This is a genomic window from Tenacibaculum sp. TB-56 (genome assembly GCF_059716275.2).
Map to the genome: position 1 here is coordinate 261,398 of NZ_CM201367.1, position 18,896 is coordinate 280,293.

Sequence of the window (18,896 nt, forward strand, 5' to 3'; positions counted from 1 at the left end):
CATTACGGGAAATCTTTCAATTAATGAATCTTTACACTTATTATTTTGTCAAATTGAGTGCAAACCTTCACGAAGTTATTACTCTTAATGACGATTATTTTTTTCTTTTTTCTCTGGAACAGGATCATAACCACTACCGCCCCACGGATGACAACTAAAAATTCTTTTGAGTGCTAACCATCCACCATAAAACAAACCATGTTTTTGTAATGCTTCTATGGTATAGCTTGAACAGGTAGGTGAATACCTACACGTAGCAGGTGTAAACGGAGATATGGCTGTTTGATAAAATCGCACCAACAATATAAACGGGTATGCTATGATCGTTTTTAGTTTCAAATTTTGATTTTTTAAGGCTTCTTCAATATTACTAAAGATTTCTCGACTGTACTCGAAATAACATCTTACTTCATTAACACATTTACTCATGATCGAATTAACTCATTAAATCATTGTTTCATTAAATCATTAGCTCATTGAGCCATTATTAATTAACTGTAAACGTTGTTCCCTCTCTACCGTCTTTTAATTGAATACCTAAAGCAAGTAGCTTATCACGAATTTCATCTGACAATGCCCAATCTTTGTTCTCGCGGGCTTCTTTACGCATGGTAATTAACATTTCTACCACACCGTCTAATTTATCAGAATTATTTCCTTCAGAAGTTTCATTTAACAATCCTAAAACATCATAAACAAATGCCTTGATGGTTTCTTTTAACATTGTTAAATCTTCTTCATTTAAACTAGCATTTCCTTCTTTTATTTGATTGATAACTTTAACGGCTTCAAATAAATGAGAAATTAAAATAGGCGTATTAAAATCATCATTCATAGCAGCATAACAATCCTCTTTCCATTTTTGAACATCAAATGTTGAAGTTGCGCCAGCAGTTATTTTATCTAAAGCATTTATAGCTTCCATTAATTTATTATATCCTTTTTCAGAAGCTAACAACGCTTCTCCTGAAAAATCTAGGATACTACGATAATGTGCCTGCATAATAAAGAAACGTACTACACCTGCATTAAACGCCTTTGGTAAAATAGCGTTTGTTCCTGTTAAAATTTCATCAGGTAAAATATAGTTCCCTGTAGATTTTGCCATTTTCTGACTGTTTAACAGTAACATATTAGCGTGCATCCAATAATTAACAGGTTGTACTCCTGAGCAAGTATGCGATTGCGCAATTTCACATTCATGATGCGGGAATTTCAAATCCATTCCTCCACCGTGAATATCAAATTGTTCTCCTAAATACTTGGTACTCATTACCGAACACTCTAAATGCCAACCAGGAAAACCATCACTCCAAGGAGAAGGCCAACGCATGATATGACGCTCATCTGCTTTTTTCCAAAGTGCAAAGTCTTGTGGATTTTTCTTGTCTGATTGTCCGTCTAAAACCCTTGTATTATGAATAGCATCTTCAATAGTACGCCCTGAAAGGATTCCGTAGTTATTCTTTTCATTATACTTTAACACATCGAAATACACCGATCCGTTTACTTCGTAAGCAAAACCTTTTTCCATGATTTCTTTAATCATTTCTATTTGCTCTACAATGTGTCCTGTTGCAGTTGGCTCTATACTCGGTGGTAAAAAGTTGTATTTTGCGGCTACTGTATGAAAATCTACCGTGTAGCGCTGAACCACTTCCATAGGTTCAATTTCTTCTAATCGCGCTTTTTTAGCAATTCTATCTTCACCTTCATCTGCATCATTTTCTAAGTGACCTGCATCGGTAATATTACGTACATAACGTACTTTATAGCCTAAGTGTAGTAAATAACGAAAAACCATATCAAACGACATAAAGGTTCTAATATTTCCTAAATGCACATTACTATAAACTGTTGGTCCACACACATACATTCCTACGCGCCCCTCAGTTACTGGTTTAAAAAGCTCTTTTGATTTGCTTAAAGAGTTATATATTTTAAGTTGATTTTCTTTGTATAATTCCATCCTAAAAGTGACTATTTACAAACGCTAAGATAGGCACTTTAAAAAGAATACAGAAATGGAATTTAGCAGTATTTTTGTTAAGAAAGAAGTAGTTTTATTTACATAAATCTACTGTTTTTTCAGCTCTAGTTGACTGTATTTTCCATCTATTACAATCTTTTTATCTTTTGAAGTTAGTGTGAAATCTCCATTATACTCTACACTTCCATTTTTAGAATTTCGAATTTCATTAGAAACCTTAAATTCTAACTTACCTTTTAATTCTGAAAGGTTTACAGTGGCGTCTGAATAATTTAAAAACACTTTAAAACTGTTTGGGTTTGGATGCACTTTTGTAATCGTTAAATTACCAAATTTATTAGTTACCTCTACGTCGTTATATACATTATTAACTACAACTCCTGATGAGTTTGAGTTAACCGTTGCGTTAGTAACCGACGCTAATTGAGCATCGGTTACATTATTTAAAAACAACGTACAAGCGTTTAATGAATTAATAGTTACTGGTGAATAAGACACGGTTAATTTTCCGCCATCAATAGCATCTGCTTTAAAAGTTCCGTAGCTTACTTTTCCTGAAGCCTTCGTTTTTGGCAGCGTAACTTTGCAGTGACGCGTATTCAAATCAAACGTTGCTGATTTTGGTACTTTTACCATAATTTTTTTGGTAACTTTTACTTTTTTGCCATTTACCATAAAGTTGTTACTATCTGATGAAAAAGAATAGCTAACACGATTTTTATGTATTTCCTTTCTTGTTTTATGCATCTCTTCTCTAGCCTTGTGCATTTCCTCTCTAACTATCGCCATCTCCTTTCGGATTTCTTCTCTATTAATTTTTCGAACCTCAGCTCTAGCTCTCGCCACTTCTCTTCTAAGTTCTTCTTGATTAATTCTTTCTACCTTAATCTTTTTTAATTCTTCTTGAATTTCTTTTTTTCGTTCTTCTTGATGTTTTTTAAACTCTTTATACTTAGCTGTTTTCTTGAACTCTTCCCATTCTTTTTTCGATTTAATCGTAATATCGTTTACACCGTCTTTCCATTGAAAAAAATAATTATCACCGTCTTTTGCATACTTATCAAAATCAAACTCTATATCTTCTAATCCCGTTACAATTTCTTCAAAATTAATTTCTGGAATTTCAATTTCAGGAATCTCTGGCATCTCAGGCATTTCTGGAATTCTTACTTCTGGAATTTCTGGCATTTCTGGCATCACTACAACTCCACTTTCTGTATCGTATTCAAATACTTTCGGGAAATTATTATCCGACGAATTAAAAAAGACAATATTCTCACTTCCTACAGATCGAAAAGTACTTCGGTTGGCATTAATTTGTACTTTACTTTTGTTTCCTAAAGCTTCAAATTTCCAATTGTCTAAATATTTTTGAGCCTCTTTTTTATCTAGCCCTTCAACCTCTACGATTGCTTCTACCGAAACTTCATTTTTGTTCCATGTAGTTACATCTACTTCAGCGTTAGACGCATTTATAGCAACCAATACATCTTTATTGGTTTTAAAATTTTCACTAAACTTTTTATTGTACTGCTGTGCAGATACAACTCCAGCTATAAACAGTAAAAAAACACTGATTTTAAATTGTTTGAATGTCATTTTGAGTTGGATTTTTAAATTCTTGTAATTGTTTTTGCATACGTTTTAACAGCTGTAAACGCAGTTGCAGATTTCCAATCAATGCATTGATAGTATCATCGTTAACTCCTTTTGTATTGAGCTCTTGAGTTAGCGATTTATATTCTTTGGTTAATTCACCTATCTTGGTTAAATAACCATCAAAAAGTTCTTTATTAGCACTTGTTAATTCTAATTGACTTAACTCGTAATTAATTGTATTTATATAATAATCTTCCACCGTTTTTAATTCTGGTGAAATAGAACCTAAACTAATTTGATTTCGATATTCTTCTGGAATCTCTTTTATAACTGGTTCTATATTATTTGTTGGATAAAATTTAATCCCTATGCTAACCAATAACATAATTGATGCAGCTACAAATAACCATTGATATGATTTTCTTGTTGATGGTTTTTCGTGCAATTCATCCATCAACTTTTGTTGAAAACGCTGTCTGTGATTTGTTGATAACTTCGTTGAGTTTTCAACCTCTTTTTTAGTATTTCTCTAAGATCTCTAGACATGATGTACTGCTTTTAATTGCTCTTGTACTTGCTTTTTTCCTCGTAATAAATGTGTTCTCGAACTCACTTCCGAAATTCCTAATATTTGTGAAATTTCTCCGTGGTCATAACCCTCCAATAAGAACAGCGTCAACACTATCCTGTACTTTTCTTTTAATTGTTGAATGCAGTTTACAATATCTTGATACGATATCGTTGAAGCTACATTCCAATTCTCATGATCATCATCTACCAATGTGGTAGTTTCTTCATTAATCGAAATCAATTCTAATTTTCTCTTTTTTAAATAATCAATACTTTGATTGATCACAATCCTTTTCAACCAAGCCCCAAACGTTACTTCTTCTTTGTAAGAATCCATATTTTTAAACGCTTTTATAAACGCTTCTTGCATCACATCTTCCGCAGTAAATGAATCTTTCACGTACCGTAATGCCACTGTGTACATAGCATCACAATACAAATCATACAATTGCATTTGCGCTTTTGCATCATTATTTTTACAGGCATCTATAACCGGTTGATGTATCTGTTTGGTTGATTTCATTCTTGATTTCTTACCCTAAAGACGAGTCTTTTTATACTCCGTTGCATTTTCCTGCATTTTTATTTCTAAATTTACATTATTATTCTGTTTTAGCTATACAATGACCGATAAAAACAAATCTGCACTTACTGAAAAAGATGGGGTTTCACAACCTGAAACGACTAGCAAAGCTTCCGCAGAAAAAATAAAACGTAGCAGAAGAAAAAGCACCTCTACCGAAGAATTTGTAACCCAAATATTAGCAGGAAACATTCCTTTTTTAAGTAGAGCGATTACTTTGGTTGAAAGTACCAATCCAAAACACCAAGAACAAGCAAATGAAATTTTAGAAGCTTGTTTGCCACATGCCAATAAATCGGTACGAATTGGAATTACAGGAGTGCCTGGAGTAGGAAAAAGTACGTTTATCGAATCTTTCGGAAAACATTTGACTTCACTAGGTAAAAAAGTTGCGGTATTAGCAGTTGACCCAAGTAGTTCGGTACACAAAGGAAGTATTTTAGGAGATAAAACTCGTATGGAAGAATTGGTTACTGATGAAAATGCGTTTATCCGCCCTTCTCCTTCTGGGACTTCACTGGGTGGAGTAGCTCAAAAAACACGCGAAAGTATTATTTTATGTGAAGCAGCAGGATTTGATACCATTATTATAGAAACTGTAGGTGTTGGTCAATCAGAAACTGCCGTACATTCTATGACCGATTTCTTTTTATTATTGAAGTTAGCAGGTGCTGGTGATGAATTACAAGGAATTAAACGCGGAATTATTGAAATGGCAGATGCTATTGTGATTAACAAAGCAGACAGCGGTAACGAAAAAAATGCGAAGATTGCCAAAGTGGAGTTTAACAGAGCCTTACATTTATATCCTCCTAAAGATAGTGGTTGGCAACCCAAAGTTTTGTTGGCAAGTGCACTTCAACATCAAGGAATTGATGCTATTCATACGATGATTGATGAATACATCACGCAGGCAAAAAACTCTGGCTATTTTCAACAAAAAAGAAACGAACAGAACAACTATTGGTTGTTAGAAACCATTAATCAGCAACTAAAAAGTAATTTTTACAATAATCCCAAAATTAAAGAATTGTTACAACAAGAAGTTGCCAAACTAGAAAACGGAAAAACCACACCATTTACAGCTGCAAAACGATTGTTAGACAACAAATAATTAAAAATATATGGAAGAGAACACTCTTACTTGGAACGATTTTGCAAAAGTAGAAATGCGCATTGGTACGATTATTTCTGCTGAAGTTTTTAAAGAAGTTAAAAACCCTGCCTATAAAATGCAAGTAGATTTTGGCGACTACGGAATTAAAAAAACCTCTGCACAAATTACCAAACTATACCAACCCGAAGACTTGATAGGAAAACAAGTAGTAGCAGTCGTAAATTTCCCAAAAAAACAAATTGCCAATATGATGAGCGAATGCTTGGTATTAGGCGGCTTAGGTGATGATAAAGAAGTAACGCTTTTAACTGCCGAACGTGCTGTTAAAAACGGAACAAAAATTGGGTAAAGTTTAGTTTATCTAAAATTGTTTATGAGTAAACTCTTAATAAATGAAAACTAAAAAAACTATAAAAGGTACTTGCAGAATATGTAAACAGGAAAAAGAACTTAGTTTCGAACATATCCCTCCTAAATCAGCCTTTAATAAAAATAATAGATTTTATACTATTAGCTCTATAGATCATTACCAAAATTTTGAACAATATAAGAATGAAAAACCTAACCTAAAAATAGAGCAAGGAGGCTTAGGAGAATATTGTCTTTGTGTAAATTGTAATGGTTTTTCAGGACAAATGTATGTTAGAGAATATAAAAAGTTTTCACATATTGCTATGAGTATACTCAATAAATATGAAGATAATTATGTTAAATCTTTTGAATTTGACATATCTGATATAAATCTTTTAAAATTTTTAAAGCAAATAACTTCAATTTTTGTTTGTAGTAACCAACCTGCTTTTACAAATTCTTATCCAGAACTAATTGACTTTATTAAAAAACCTGAATTAGAATCGCTTCCTGATAAATATCGTTTTTATATGTATTTAAATAATGAAGGCCATATAAAAAATGGAAAATTTCATTATACAAATATTCATGGTATGGTTTGTGAATTTGTATACCCTCCCTTTGGTTTTGTATTAAATATTGATAATCCAAATAGGATAATGGAAGTTACTGAGATAACCAACTTCAAACATTATAACAAAATTGATAAGACCAGAAAATTACCGATTATTTTGAATAAGTATATCACACATTATCCTTTCCCTTTAGATTTTAGACAAAAAGGTTAATTAAAAAATTTTACTGAAAACTCAACAAAACTCCCCTCTATTCACTTTCTAAAAATTCCAAATAACCGTATCTTGCAGTCTTATTAAAAGACACCTATAATGCAAGACAAAAACTTACATACCTATATAAAAAATGTTGTAGAAAATATGCCAGCAGATTGGTTAAACTTAACCACGCACCGTCTGGATATTTATGTAGAAAAACTAGCCAAAACTCAGTTTTTAGAACAGTTTGAAGATTTGTATAAAAACAACGATGCTACTGCTTCAGCTTTAAGCAAGTTGCCAACTGCATACGATTATATTCGTTTAGGGCATCCGTTATCGTCTGTATTAGAGTGGACGATTGCCAAACTATACAACACAAAAGCAGCAAATGTAATTAGTTTTTCGTCACAAACAGTTCCTGTATTGGCTGTATTAAGAGCGAATTTATTTGCAAATAAAAACACGCAAATAGTGTACACCAATGAAATCCCTAGCTTTTTTGATGCAGAGGTAATTAAGAGCGTATACGGATATCAATTTGAATTAAAAAAGGTGGATAGTGTTGAAGCTATTCCTGAGTTTGATGGTAGCACCGTATTGATTGTTGAGCAAGAAACTATTTGCAACTTTACCATTGTACCAAACGTTGATTTCTACATCAATACACACCCTGAATTAGGAAGCTTTTTATTAGTTAACGGAGAGCAAAACGACTCTTATATTTCAGACATTCAACATGTAAGAAGAAGAGAAACTATTGCCATGACTCCTGCTAATTCACTAAAAGCATTAAAAAGTCTTATCGATGAGCCGTATGAGGTTACAGTAACTGACGTAGCACAAAACAAAGCGAAGGTTGAGAAACTCATCAATGAAATTACCAACACCAGCACAAAAGCGTTAGTAGCTTCAAGTGGACTTTCAATACAATATGCTATTTTAATGGGATTGATTGATGATGCTCTTGAAAACCATAAAGGGAAAGCTATTAAAATTGTAGTGCCTCCAAACTGTTATGGTGGTACAAACGACCAAGCAAGACGTGTTGCTGCTTGTTTAAACAACGTAGATATTGTTGATTTACCTGTTGATGGAGACAATGATATGGTAGAAAGTATCGATACCGTGTTAACCAACATTGCAGCACAAGATGCGATTCCGTATATCATTGCAGAAATTCCGACCAACCCAAGAGTAGAAGTACCAAACCTTACCGATTTAAGAGATGTTTTGAGTAAAAAACGTACGACTCCTACTGGTGAAACAGCGGTTGATCCTGTGTTTATTTTAGATCAAACTTTTTGTCCGAATGTTCACTTTTTAGGAGATACAGACATGTTAGCCAATATTAGAACTATTTCGTTTGCTAGTGGATCAAAATTCCCTAGTGGTGGAAAATGTACTGCTGGATACTGTGTTGGAAATAAAACAACCAACGCGTTAATAGAAAAAATAGAAAAGCACTTACATATTTGCGATAACGAGGCTACACCGCTTCAATATGAAATATTGGCTGCACAAATGCCTTCGATGACGCAACGAATTAGTGACGCTTATAAGAATACGCGTGAGTTTGTAAACTTTATTCATGAAGTGTTACCTGATGCTAAAATCAGTTTTGTTTCTGAGGAATTAGCAGCACAAGGATTTACACCATCGGTATTTTCGTTAGATCTTCCTACCAAAGGAAATACTGCGGAAGAAAAAGAAGCCTATAAAAGAGCCTTAAACTTAAAGCTTATCAATTTAATGATTACTGAAATACCTAATGAAAGTAAGTATTGTGTAAGCTACGGACAGTTAAAAGGTTGTTACTGGACGATTCCTGCAACCTCAACACAAGGAACTACGAAAGAAGGTGATAAAGATTATATTGCTCGTGTAGCACTTTCTCCTAATATGGATTTAGAGCTTCATAAAAAAGTATTCTTAGACTTTGTAAAAGGTATTTAAGAACTACAAAACGTCATTTCGACTATATGAGTGACTCCTATTTTAAAGATTTCTCCTTTCGTTACACTTCAGTTCGAAATGACAAAATAAAAACGTCATTTCGACCGGAGGGAGAAATCTTTAAAATAGGAGTTACTATCCTTAGTAAGATTTCTCGTTATCACTCGAAATGACGTTTATTAATTACTTGTATTCTAACATCTCTCTAAAACCTCCAACACACTATACGCGTTACCTTGTTTCCTTGGTGCATAGGAATTACTTTAAATTCTTTAACTCCTAATTTCTTACCTGAGTTCTGTAAACTTTCTACGTTTTCTTTTTTAGAAACCAAACTTGTAAACCATTTACTTACTTTCGGATATTTAGAACTCTCATATAAATAGGTATGCAAAAAAGCTTTTTCTCCACCTATATACCATAGCTCGTTTGAGTTCCCTGCAAAGTTACGTACCGCATTATTCCCTAAGTTTCTCGATTTTCTTCGGTTGGCTCCTCTCGCCTCTTCTGCCGATTTATAAAATGGCGGATTGCACATCGTTACCGTAAATGCATCACCTTCTTCTATAATTCCTTCTAAGATATGTTCTTCTTTAAACTGTTGTCTTAATTCAACCTTATCAGTAAAATCATTATCATCTATAATATCTTGAGAATAATCTAACGAATCTAAATCGATATCGGTTGCTACAAAATTCCAATCGTATACTGCAATTCCCAACAAAGGATAAATACAACTTGCCCCAGTGCCAATATCTAACACCTTTACGTTTTCCTCATCTGCAACTAAATCAGCTAAATGGTGAATATAGTCCACTCTTCCTGGTATTGGTGGACATAAATTCTCATCAGAAAAATTCCAATGTTTAATATTATAATGAGCTGTTAATAATGCCTTATTAAACTCTTTTACAGCTATTGGATCAGAAAAATCAATAGTCTCTTTCTCAAATTTCTCAATAATAAATTCAGAAAGTTTCGGGTACTTTTCTACTAATAGCGTGAAATCGTATCCTTGATTGTGTATGTTTTTTGGATGTAATCCTTTTTTTGTGCTCATTAAAGTGTAATAACTGTAAACTCTAGTTGTAACGGACGTAAGTTTTCTTTTAAAACCTTAATAAAATCGGTTCCGTATGCTAAATAATATTCTGAAAAGTTACGCTGACGTTCTTCTAAACTTTGATTTGGCAAAATCTCATTTTGCAATGCTGTAATTCTCTCTACCAAATCTTGCTGCCTGCGTTTTTCTGCTCGCAACCATCTTTTTTCTAGGTTTTCTAATCCTTTTGTCTGCTTTTTTTCTTGCGCATTTACAGCTCCAACAAACGAAACATCTGTTTTTTCTGCAAGCTCTCTTAACGTTTCAAATTGCTCTTGTAAAAACTGTTTTTGATTGGTAAAATCTACTTTAGTTTCAGAGTTTTCCAATACTTTTTGCTCGATTAAGTTGTTCTGTTTGATAAAAATATCTTCAATAGACAACTCTAAATTTCCTAGTTTCTTGACTTGTTTTTCTGAAACTACTTGTACTGAATTACGTAACAATAAAATAGGAAAAGGAATATCAACCGATTCAAACATGCTTTTTAGCTCTAGCCAATAGGCTAACTCTCCTCCTCCACCAATGTAACATAGGTTTGGTAAGATTACCTCTTGGTATAACGGACGTAAAATTACATTGGGTGAAAATCGCTCAGGTAACTCGTTTACTTCTGCTAGCAACTCTTCCAAACTCCATGAAATATCTGTGCTATTTACTTTGTAAACTCCATCTTCTAAAACTATGCGTTCACGAAGCGAATCTCCTAAATAAAATAAGTTAATCTCTCTAGGATTTACCTGAATTTTATAGTCGTTTTCTAGGCTTGAAATCGTTTCAGAAACCTTGGTATATGAAAATTGTTCCGTTAGTTCTTTAGTGATATACGGAACAAACTCTTTCTTTAACTTAGCATCATCTCCATCAACAATCACCAAACCATACTCTCCAAACAATTCATTGGCTATGTATCGGGTTGCAGCGGTTAAATTAGTATGCTCTATATAGGCTTTCTTGAAAAGTTGCGCTAAATATTGTGCATTTTTCGATGTTCCTAAATGTTCTGAAAACACTTCTAATACGTGATCTAAACCTTCTGTAGAAAAACGTCCTACAGCCCCGGTTTGATGTGAATTCCATTGTACTTTCTTTCCTTCGAAATTAAAAAAGTTGATTTCTTCAAAGTCATGATCTTCAGATGCCATCCAATATACAGGTACAAAATTTTCTTCAGGAAACTGTGTACGTAATTCTTCACACAAGTTGATTGCTGACACAATTTTGTATAAAAAATATAACGGGCCTGTAAACAAGTTTAATTGATGTCCTGTAGTAATCGTAAAAGTATTTTCTGACGCTAACGCTTCTATATTTTGCTGAGTTACCTCTGAAACCTTACTGCTTTTATATTGCTCTTTTAAAGCACTCACTAAGGTTTGTCTATGTGATATAGAAAAACTACGTTTTTGATTTAACTGCTTTTTAAAACCTTCTATGTTTGAAAAATTACCGTAAAACGGTTGTATTGTTGGAGATTCTTCTAAATAATCTAGCATTGTTTTAGAGAAAAACCCTGTGTTTTTAAAAGGGATATTGGTTACCTTCATTACTTATTCTTTCTTTGAAACAATGTATAAATATATGGACGCTCTCCTCCATACGGATTTATAAATGTGTGATTAAACGTTTTAACTAACTCAAAATCTTTTCCTAATTTTTCTTGCAACATTTCAGCATCGTATCGCTGTAAAGGTAATCCACAACATTTTTCAGCTCCATCCAATGCAAAGACAGCTATAATTACAAATCCACTCGCTTTCACTACTTTTTTTAATAAATTAAAATAAGCGTCTTGCTCTTCTTCCTTTAAAAAGAAATGTAGTACCGCTCTATCATTCCAAACAGTTACTTCTTCTAACCCTTCAAGTTGTGTCGGATTGATAATATCATCAGCAATAAAAGTAACTTTCGAAGCATTTTCTCCTAACCGATTTTTCACATCATTTAGGGCTTTTTCCGATAAATCGTTAGCTATTAATTGGGAGTATCCTTTGTTGACTAATTCATCAATCAACATTGATGATCCAACACCTACATTTAAAATTTTAGCATCTTTAGCAACACCTGATTTCTCTAGTAATCCAATGGTTTCTTTCGAATTTTCTTCGAACCAACCCAGTTTTTCAGTAGGATTTTTTTTATACGCAGTTTCCCAGTGTTCTTTTAATAAATTTTCTGGAAGTGTACATTCACTCTCTTTTGTAGTCATAGTTCAAAAATAGGAAATTTTTACTCCTTTGTCGAAAAAGAAACTTGTATCTAACAGATTTTTAACTACATTCTTTTTTAAACCATCAATTTGGCTATTTTTACAATTGGTAAAACACTAATATGCAGTTTAAACACCCAGAAATTTTATACTTTTTAGCTTTTTTGCTCATTCCTATTTTGGTGCATTTGTTCCAATTACAGCGATTTGTAAAAGTTCCGTTTACCAATGTAGCTTTTTTACAAAAGTTAGTGTTGCAAACTCGTAAAAGCTCTCGTATAAAAAAATGGTTGATTTTAGCTACACGATTACTATTACTTACTGCTTTAATTTTTGCGTTTGCCCAACCTTATTTTAGCAATCATAAAGCAAATGAAAAGCAAAACTTTTTTATTTTTTTAGATAATTCTTTAAGCACCTCTGCTATTGGTGAAAAAGGAAATTTACTACAAATAGCTTCGCAAGAAATCATTGAAAACTTATCAGATAAAGCCAACTACTCGCTAGCTACTCAAGATAACTTTTATAAAAACAAAACAGCTTCTGAACTTAAAGACATTTTGTTAAAAGTTAGCAATACTGCTAAAAACACGAATTTGAAAGATGTCTTGTTAAAAGCGGCAAATGAAAACACTTCAAACAACACCAAAAACATCCTAATTTCTGATTTCCAAAACACTCAAAAAGAAGACATTACCAATCTTCCTATAAATACGTCTTTGGTTAAAGTAAGTCCTGAACAAAAAAGCAATCTTTCTATTGATAGTGTTTTTGTTAACGACAATGGTTCTTCAAACTTCAATATTCATATCACTGTTAGAAATCAAGGAGGTGCCAAAAAAGACATTCCGATTGCTCTTTATAACGCCGACAAACTCATTAACAAACAAACTTTTTCAGTAGAAGAAAACAACACTACACAAATCACTTTTTCTATTGTAAAAACACCTATTTTCTTAGGAAAAATTGATCTTAATTTTAAAGACACCTATAGCTTTGACAATTCATTTTACTTTACCATCAACACCAACGAAAAAATTAATGTGTTAAGCGTAGGAGAATCGGGCGATTTTCTGAGTAGAATTTACACGAAAGAGGAATTTAACTTTACTGCTTCTTCGTTGCAAAATGTGAATTATAATGAAATTCCGAAGCAACATCTGGTAATTTTAAATGAATTGGAAAATATTCCGCAAACACTTATCAATAGCTTAGAATCTTATGTAGAAAATGGAGGAAATATTGTTGCTATTCCGAATAAAAACACAACCATTACTTCGTACAATAATTTATTCAACAAGTTGAATATCGGAAGGCTACTTTCACAAAAAAATGATAGTTTAAAAATTACGGATATTAATTACAATCATCCACTTTTAAAAAATGTCTTTGAAAAAAAGGTTACCAATTTTCAATATCCGTTTGTAAAAACATCATTCAGTTCTACTTTTAAAAATGCTTCTAACCTTGTTTCTTTTGAAAACAGACAAGGTTTTATTCAGCAAATACGTTTACCGAAAGCTTCTTTGTATTGGATAGCGGCTCCACTTCAAAAAGAAAACAGCAATTTTATCAATTCTCCATTGATTGTTCCTGTTTTTTATAACATCGGAAAACAGAGTTTACAACTTTCTGAATTGTATTATACCATCGACAGACAAAACACAATCGATATTGATAAACATTTAGGAAAAGACGAAATTTTAATCATTACTTCCAACACTAGTTCGTTTATTCCGTTGCAACAAACTTTTCAAAATAAAGTACGAATTACCACTAATGATCAACCTTTAACCGCTGGATTTTATCAAATTAAACAACAAAACAACCTGATAAAAAACTGTGCTTTCAACTACCCAAAAAGTGAAAGTTCATTAGATTTTTTAACTCTTTCAGATATTGATAACACTACTATTTCTACTTCAGTTAAAGACACTTTAGAAAATATTAATAATGAAAATAAAATTCAATGGCTTTGGAAATGGTTTTTGGCACTAGCTATCGTATCTTTGCTGTTAGAAATTTTGATTTTAAAATTCTTTAAACCATGACAACGCTGCTTAAATCGGCAACAATTATAGATGCTTCTAGCCCATACCACAAGCAAACCAAAGATATTTTAATTACTGACGGAATTATCACTACAATTGATGATGCTATCGAACCAAAAGAAGACTGTCAAGTTGTAGAACTCGATAATTTACACGTTTCAACTGGATGGTTTGATACTAGTGTGTCTTTTGGTGAACCAGGGTATGAAGAACGCGAAACCTTACAACACGGTGTACAAGTAGCTGCTAAAAGCGGATTTACCGATGTAGCCATCAACCCGAATACCTACCCTATAGTTGACAATAAATCGGCTGTTGAGTTTTTAATTAATAAAGTAAACGGAGCCGCTACCAGCATTCACCCTATCGGAGCTTTAACACAGCAAAGTAAAGGTATTGAAATGTCAGAAATGTACGACATGCAGCAATCAGGCGCTATTGCTTTTGGAGATTATAACAAGTCTGTTAGCAATGATAATTTGTTAAAAATTGCGTTGCTGTACGCTCAAAATTTTGACGGATTGGTTTTAAGCTTTCCAAAAAATAATTTAATTGCTGGTGAAGGTGTTGCAAACGAAGGTAAAAACAGCACTCTTTTAGGGTTAAAGGGAATTCCTGCTTTGGCAGAAGAAATTCAAATTGCTCGTGATTTATTTTTGTTAGAATATACTGGAGGAAAACTACACATACCTACAATTTCTACCGCTAAATCTGTTCAACTGATTAAAGAAGCAAAAGAAAAAGGATTAGATGTAACGTGTAGCGTTGCGGTTCATAATTTATTTTTAACCGACGATGAGTTGCATGGTTTTGACGCGAATAAAAAAGTAACCCCACCTCTACGTACCGAAGAAGATAGAATAGCTTTACTACAAGGAATAAAAGACGGTATTATTGATATAATTACTACCGATCATAATCCGATTGATGTAGAGCATAAAAAAGTAGAATATTCTACTGCAAAAGACGGAACTATTGGTTTAGAAAGTGCTTTCGGAGCATTAAATACCGTGTTAGATATTGAAACAATTGTAAAATGTTTATCTGACAACCCTAGAAAGCGCTTCGGAGCTGATTTTGTTACTATTAAAGAGAATGAAAAAGTAACTTTATCTATATTCAATCCTAACGGAGAATACACTTTTTCTGAAGAAAATATTATTTCTACCTCTAAAAACAGTATCTTTTTAGAGAAAAAATTAAAAGGTAAAGCCTACGGAGTTTTTTCTAAAAATCAACTAATTTTAAATTCATAAAATTATGGAAAACCTAACAGTGAACGAAGGAAAAACCGCTGCGATTATCAGTCATTTTACAGTAATAGGACTAATTATTGCTTTTGTTCTAAACATGAACAATAAAAATGCCTTTGCTAGTTTTTATATAAGACAAATGCTAGGACTAAACATATTGTACATGGCAAATATCTGGATTGTATACAGATACTTAGGAAATACAATAGGTTGGGCTGTAGGAGTATTGTTATTTGCTCTTTGGATAATTAGCCTTTTAGCTGTTTTAAAGGGAGAAAAAAAGCTAGTTCCTGTGGTAGGAGAACAATTTCAAAACTTGTTTAAAGGAATATAAGAACATGAGTTTACAATATATTGTAAGAGAACCTAAAACTTCAACTTCTAATCCGCCTCTCTTAATTTTATTACACGGATACGGAAGTAATGAAGAAGATTTATTTTCATTTGCAGAAGAATTACCTAACGATTTATTAATAGTAAGCGCTAGAGCTCCACATGATATGGGCTATGGAGGTTATGCTTGGTACGCTATCAACTTCGATGCTATTAACGGAAAGTTTTCAGATTTAGTTCAAGCTGATGAATCAATAGATAAAATTGCTATATTTATTGATGAAATCAAAGAAAAATATAATACCAATCCTGACAAAACCTTCTTATTAGGATTTAGCCAAGGAGCTATTTTAAGTTATGCGCTAAGTTTTAAATACCCTAACAAAGTACAACATGTAGTTGCTTTAAGCGGCTATATTAACGAAGAGTTATTACCTACTGAAATAGACAACTCTATTACAACAGATTATTATATTTCTCACGGAACTGTAGATCAAGTTCTTCCTATAGATTGGGCACGCAAAGCTCCTATTATACTGAAAGACTTAAAGTTAAAAAACGAATATTCAGAATATCCGGTCGGACATGGTGTAGCTCCACAAAATTTTTACAGTTTCAAAAACTGGATTGAAAAACGATTGTAATTAACAATCGTTTTTTTTATACTTTAAAAAGAATATTTTTGCAAACTCAAAAGTAAGTTATGAATAGTTTATTTAATCAAGATATATTATACTACTGGAGTGCTCCTTTTTTCATTTCAGTAATTTTACTTGAAATGTTCTTTAGCTATCGAGCTAAAGCCAAAAACTATGAGTTTAAAGATACAGCGACCAATGTTTACTTTGCCTTAATTAACTTTAGTTTAGATTTATTAATGAAAGGTGTATCCTTCTTTGTTCTTAATTACTTTTATCACAACCGAATTATCGATTGGGAAGGAAATCAATACTGGGCATACTGGACTCTTGCTTTCTTAGGTCAAGATTTTTTATACTATTTACAACATTATTTTGATCATAGTTCTCGCTTTTTTTGGGCGATACACGTAACACATCATAATTCAGGATATTATAATATTTCAACAGGTTTTAGATCATCTGTTTTACAACCATTGTACAGATATATTTTCTTTATTCCTTTGGCCTTTTTAGGGGTTGAAGCGCTTCATATCATATTTGCGTATGCAATGATCCAAAACTACGGAACTTTATGCCACACTAACTTTATCAACAATAAGTTCTCTAAGCTGTGGGGAATAATTTTCGTAACACCGTCTCATCATAGAGTTCACCATGCTTCTAATGTTAAATACCTAGATAAAAACATGGGAATGTTTTTAATTATTTGGGATAAAATCTTTGGTACTTTTCAAGCAGAAGAAACAGAAGAAGAATATGAAAAATTAGAGTATGGATTAACTAAGCCTTTGGAGAACAAAGGACCTATTAATATCATTTTTCATGAATGGAAGGAGATTTATAAAGATTTCTTCTATCGAAAAAAAGGTCTTCCAATAGGCATTCGCTTAAAATATGTATTTATGCCTCCTGGATGGAGTCATGACGGAAGTTCTAAAACAAGTAAAGAACTACAACGAGAACTAAAAAACACAACTCAAGAGGTTCGTTTAGAAAAAATAAAAGTCGAGTAATTTACTCGACTTTTATTTTGATATATTTTAAGTTATTAACTTAATATTTGATTAGCGTGTTCTTTAGTTTTTACTTTTGTAATAACATCTTCAATCACACCTTTTTCATCAATTACAAAGGTAGTACGGTGAATTCCATCATACTCTCTTCCCATAAACTTCTTAGGTCCCCAAACTCCAAATGCATTGATTACATCTTTACTTTCATCTGCTAACAAAGGAAATGGCAATTCATTTTTATTGATAAAATTTTGTTGGCGTTTCGCTGAATCAGCGCTTACCCCTAATACATCGTATCCTTTAGCTAAAAATGTTTGATAATTATCACGTAAATCACATGCCTCTGCTGTACAACCTGGTGTACTTGCTTTAGGATAAAAGAACAAAACTAATTTCTTTCCTTTATAGTCAGAAAGCTTTACTACATTACCTTTTTCATCAACCGACTCAAAATTTGGTGCATTATCTCCTACTTTTAATGTTGTCATATTATTTCGTTTCAAAGTTACAATGTCAAAGTTACAAAGTTGATTTTGATTTTCCATAAACATACGTAGCTTCTTTGTACCTTTGAGTCATTCAAACTATATAAAATGACCAAAGCAGAAAAAGTTCAATTTGTTATAGATACTTTAGAAAAATTATACCCTGAAACTCCCATCCCTTTAGATCATAAAGATCCTTACACTTTATTAATTGCAGTACTAATGTCTGCTCAAAGTACTGATGCTCGTGTAAATACAATCACACCTTTATTATTTGATAAAGCTGATAACCCTTATGATATGGTAAAACTTTCTGTAGATGAAATTCGAGATATTATTAAACCTGTTGGTTTATCTCCTATGAAATCAAAAGGAATTCATGGGTTATCTAAAATTTTGATTGAAAAACACAATGGTGAAGTTCCTATTGATATGGAAGCTTTGGAAGAATTACCTGCTGTGGGACACAAAACTGCTAGTGTTGTTATGGCGCAAGCTTTCGATATTCCTGCTTTTCCTGTAGACACTCACATTCACAGATTGATGTATCGTTGGAATTTATCAAACGGAAAAAGCGTAACACAAACTGAAAAGGATGCTAAGCGTTTATTTCCAAAAGAATTATGGAATAAATTGCACTTACAAATTATTTATTACGGACGTGAGTACTCTCCTGCTCGTGGTTGGAAATTAGAAAATGATATTATTACTAAAACGGTTGGCAGAAAGTCGGTAATAGACGATTATTATAAAAAATGAGCCTAAAAAAAGCCCCAACCTTGTTGAAGCTTTTTCCACTCTTAATTCAAATTCAATTCAATGAGATAGTTTGATTTCGTTTTAACTACTTTTAGCGATTTAGAAAAATTA

At 32.6% G+C, this 18,896-nt stretch carries 19 protein-coding genes; 10 read left to right on the forward strand and 9 right to left on the reverse strand.

Features of this window, described 5'->3' with window-relative positions; genetic code table 11:
* Positions 1 to 84 precede the first annotated feature (84 nt).
* From yidD to AC3VI6_RS01235, 5 genes are all read right to left on the reverse strand, one after another.
* Entirely contained in the window at positions 85 to 339 is a 255-nt protein-coding gene (yidD, locus tag AC3VI6_RS01215) for a membrane protein insertion efficiency factor YidD (RefSeq protein WP_274633958.1), read from the reverse strand.
* 148 nt (positions 340 to 487) lie between these two features.
* Positions 488 to 1,969, reverse strand: a complete 1,482-nt coding sequence (gene cysS / locus AC3VI6_RS01220) for a cysteine--tRNA ligase (RefSeq protein ID WP_497704884.1) — start codon at positions 1,967 to 1,969, stop codon at positions 488 to 490.
* Positions 1,970 to 2,077: 108 nt separating this feature from the next.
* Positions 2,078 to 3,589, reverse strand: a complete 1,512-nt coding sequence (locus tag AC3VI6_RS01225) for a hypothetical protein (protein WP_497704885.1) — start codon at positions 3,587 to 3,589, stop codon at positions 2,078 to 2,080.
* Positions 3,570 to 4,043 (reverse strand): hypothetical protein, encoded by a 474-nt coding sequence (locus AC3VI6_RS01230; RefSeq protein WP_497704886.1) that lies wholly within the window; start codon positions 4,041 to 4,043, stop codon positions 3,570 to 3,572. Before AC3VI6_RS01230 ends, AC3VI6_RS01225 begins: the two co-directional genes overlap by 20 nt.
* 84 nt (positions 4,044 to 4,127) lie before the next feature.
* Complete coding sequence (locus AC3VI6_RS01235) at positions 4,128 to 4,682, reverse strand: RNA polymerase sigma factor (protein WP_274633954.1); 555 nt, start codon at positions 4,680 to 4,682, stop codon at positions 4,128 to 4,130.
* A gap of 100 nt (positions 4,683 to 4,782) precedes the next feature.
* Here AC3VI6_RS01235 and meaB point away from each other — a divergent pair, with 100 nt between their 5' ends.
* The 4 genes from meaB to AC3VI6_RS01255 all read left to right on the forward strand — a co-directional run bounded on the left by meaB (position 4,783) and on the right by AC3VI6_RS01255 (position 8,939).
* Complete coding sequence (gene meaB / locus AC3VI6_RS01240; protein WP_497704887.1) at positions 4,783 to 5,856, forward strand: methylmalonyl Co-A mutase-associated GTPase MeaB; 1,074 nt, start codon at positions 4,783 to 4,785, stop codon at positions 5,854 to 5,856.
* Positions 5,857 to 5,866: 10 nt separating this feature from the next.
* A complete protein-coding gene (locus AC3VI6_RS01245; protein ID WP_497704888.1) occupies positions 5,867 to 6,208 on the forward strand; it encodes a tRNA-binding protein in 342 nt (113 codons plus the stop codon).
* Positions 6,209 to 6,251: 43 nt separating this feature from the next.
* A complete protein-coding gene (locus AC3VI6_RS01250) occupies positions 6,252 to 6,998 on the forward strand; it encodes a hypothetical protein (protein ID WP_497704889.1) in 747 nt (248 codons plus the stop codon).
* Between the two features lie 99 nt (positions 6,999 to 7,097).
* The gene (locus AC3VI6_RS01255) at positions 7,098 to 8,939 is read left to right on the forward strand and encodes a PLP-dependent aminotransferase family protein (RefSeq protein ID WP_497704890.1); all 1,842 of its coding nucleotides are present in this window, start codon (positions 7,098 to 7,100) and stop codon (positions 8,937 to 8,939) included.
* Between the two features lie 205 nt (positions 8,940 to 9,144).
* Here AC3VI6_RS01255 and rlmF read toward each other — a convergent pair whose 3' ends face one another.
* The 3 genes from rlmF to AC3VI6_RS01270 are packed head-to-tail and all read right to left on the reverse strand — an operon-like array spanning position 9,145 to position 12,250.
* Positions 9,145 to 9,999, reverse strand: coding sequence for a 23S rRNA (adenine(1618)-N(6))-methyltransferase RlmF (gene rlmF / locus AC3VI6_RS01260; protein WP_497704891.1), 855 nt, complete (start codon positions 9,997 to 9,999; stop codon positions 9,145 to 9,147).
* Entirely contained in the window at positions 9,999 to 11,588 is a 1,590-nt protein-coding gene (gene bshC, locus AC3VI6_RS01265; RefSeq protein WP_497704892.1) for a bacillithiol biosynthesis cysteine-adding enzyme BshC, read from the reverse strand. Before bshC ends, rlmF begins: the two co-directional genes overlap by 1 nt.
* The gene (locus tag AC3VI6_RS01270) at positions 11,588 to 12,250 is read right to left on the reverse strand and encodes a class I SAM-dependent methyltransferase (RefSeq protein ID WP_497704893.1); all 663 of its coding nucleotides are present in this window, start codon (positions 12,248 to 12,250) and stop codon (positions 11,588 to 11,590) included. Before AC3VI6_RS01270 ends, bshC begins: the two co-directional genes overlap by 1 nt.
* A gap of 122 nt (positions 12,251 to 12,372) precedes the next feature.
* Between AC3VI6_RS01270 and AC3VI6_RS01275 the strand changes: the two genes are divergently transcribed.
* Genes AC3VI6_RS01275 through AC3VI6_RS01295 form a run of 5 tightly spaced genes read left to right on the forward strand, consistent with a single transcriptional unit; the run spans position 12,373 to position 17,541 of the window.
* A complete protein-coding gene (locus AC3VI6_RS01275) occupies positions 12,373 to 14,301 on the forward strand; it encodes a BatA domain-containing protein (RefSeq protein WP_497704894.1) in 1,929 nt (642 codons plus the stop codon).
* Entirely contained in the window at positions 14,298 to 15,557 is a 1,260-nt protein-coding gene (locus AC3VI6_RS01280; RefSeq protein ID WP_497704895.1) for a dihydroorotase, read from the forward strand. The genes AC3VI6_RS01275 and AC3VI6_RS01280 overlap by 4 nt, the downstream gene beginning before the upstream one ends.
* Before the next feature lie 4 nt (positions 15,558 to 15,561).
* Positions 15,562 to 15,888 (forward strand): hypothetical protein, encoded by a 327-nt coding sequence (locus AC3VI6_RS01285; protein WP_497704896.1) that lies wholly within the window; start codon positions 15,562 to 15,564, stop codon positions 15,886 to 15,888.
* Positions 15,889 to 15,892: 4 nt separating this feature from the next.
* Entirely contained in the window at positions 15,893 to 16,531 is a 639-nt protein-coding gene (locus AC3VI6_RS01290; RefSeq protein WP_497704897.1) for an alpha/beta hydrolase, read from the forward strand.
* A gap of 59 nt (positions 16,532 to 16,590) precedes the next feature.
* A complete protein-coding gene (locus AC3VI6_RS01295) occupies positions 16,591 to 17,541 on the forward strand; it encodes a sterol desaturase family protein (protein ID WP_299001338.1) in 951 nt (316 codons plus the stop codon).
* Between the two features lie 35 nt (positions 17,542 to 17,576).
* On the opposite strand, the gene bcp is transcribed toward AC3VI6_RS01295, so the two are convergent.
* Entirely contained in the window at positions 17,577 to 18,029 is a 453-nt protein-coding gene (gene bcp, locus AC3VI6_RS01300; protein ID WP_274634601.1) for a thioredoxin-dependent thiol peroxidase, read from the reverse strand.
* 105 nt (positions 18,030 to 18,134) lie between these two features.
* Between bcp and AC3VI6_RS01305 the strand changes: the two genes are divergently transcribed.
* Positions 18,135 to 18,785, forward strand: coding sequence for an endonuclease III domain-containing protein (locus AC3VI6_RS01305; protein ID WP_497704898.1), 651 nt, complete (start codon positions 18,135 to 18,137; stop codon positions 18,783 to 18,785).
* The last annotated feature ends 111 nt before the right edge of the window (positions 18,786 to 18,896 follow it).

Coding starts and splice junctions, on each gene's coding strand:
- rlmF (WP_497704891.1), bottom strand. CDS start 9,999: ATGAGCACAAAAAAAGGATTACATCCAAAAAACATACACAATCAAGGA.
- cysS (WP_497704884.1), bottom strand. CDS start 1,969: ATGGAATTATACAAAGAAAATCAACTTAAAATATATAACTCTTTAAGC.
- AC3VI6_RS01230 (WP_497704886.1), bottom strand. CDS start 4,043: ATGGATGAATTGCACGAAAAACCATCAACAAGAAAATCATATCAATGG.
- AC3VI6_RS01250 (WP_497704889.1), top strand. CDS start 6,252: ATGAAAACTAAAAAAACTATAAAAGGTACTTGCAGAATATGTAAACAG.
- meaB (WP_497704887.1), top strand. CDS start 4,783: ATGACCGATAAAAACAAATCTGCACTTACTGAAAAAGATGGGGTTTCA.
- bshC (WP_497704892.1), bottom strand. CDS start 11,588: ATGAAGGTAACCAATATCCCTTTTAAAAACACAGGGTTTTTCTCTAAA.
- AC3VI6_RS01295 (WP_299001338.1), top strand. CDS start 16,591: ATGAATAGTTTATTTAATCAAGATATATTATACTACTGGAGTGCTCCT.
- AC3VI6_RS01305 (WP_497704898.1), top strand. CDS start 18,135: ATGACCAAAGCAGAAAAAGTTCAATTTGTTATAGATACTTTAGAAAAA.
- AC3VI6_RS01245 (WP_497704888.1), top strand. CDS start 5,867: ATGGAAGAGAACACTCTTACTTGGAACGATTTTGCAAAAGTAGAAATG.
- AC3VI6_RS01225 (WP_497704885.1), bottom strand. CDS start 3,589: ATGACATTCAAACAATTTAAAATCAGTGTTTTTTTACTGTTTATAGCT.
- bcp (WP_274634601.1), bottom strand. CDS start 18,029: ATGACAACATTAAAAGTAGGAGATAATGCACCAAATTTTGAGTCGGTT.
- AC3VI6_RS01235 (WP_274633954.1), bottom strand. CDS start 4,682: ATGAAATCAACCAAACAGATACATCAACCGGTTATAGATGCCTGTAAA.
- AC3VI6_RS01275 (WP_497704894.1), top strand. CDS start 12,373: ATGCAGTTTAAACACCCAGAAATTTTATACTTTTTAGCTTTTTTGCTC.
- AC3VI6_RS01270 (WP_497704893.1), bottom strand. CDS start 12,250: ATGACTACAAAAGAGAGTGAATGTACACTTCCAGAAAATTTATTAAAA.
- AC3VI6_RS01280 (WP_497704895.1), top strand. CDS start 14,298: ATGACAACGCTGCTTAAATCGGCAACAATTATAGATGCTTCTAGCCCA.
- AC3VI6_RS01255 (WP_497704890.1), top strand. CDS start 7,098: ATGCAAGACAAAAACTTACATACCTATATAAAAAATGTTGTAGAAAAT.
- AC3VI6_RS01290 (WP_497704897.1), top strand. CDS start 15,893: ATGAGTTTACAATATATTGTAAGAGAACCTAAAACTTCAACTTCTAAT.
- AC3VI6_RS01285 (WP_497704896.1), top strand. CDS start 15,562: ATGGAAAACCTAACAGTGAACGAAGGAAAAACCGCTGCGATTATCAGT.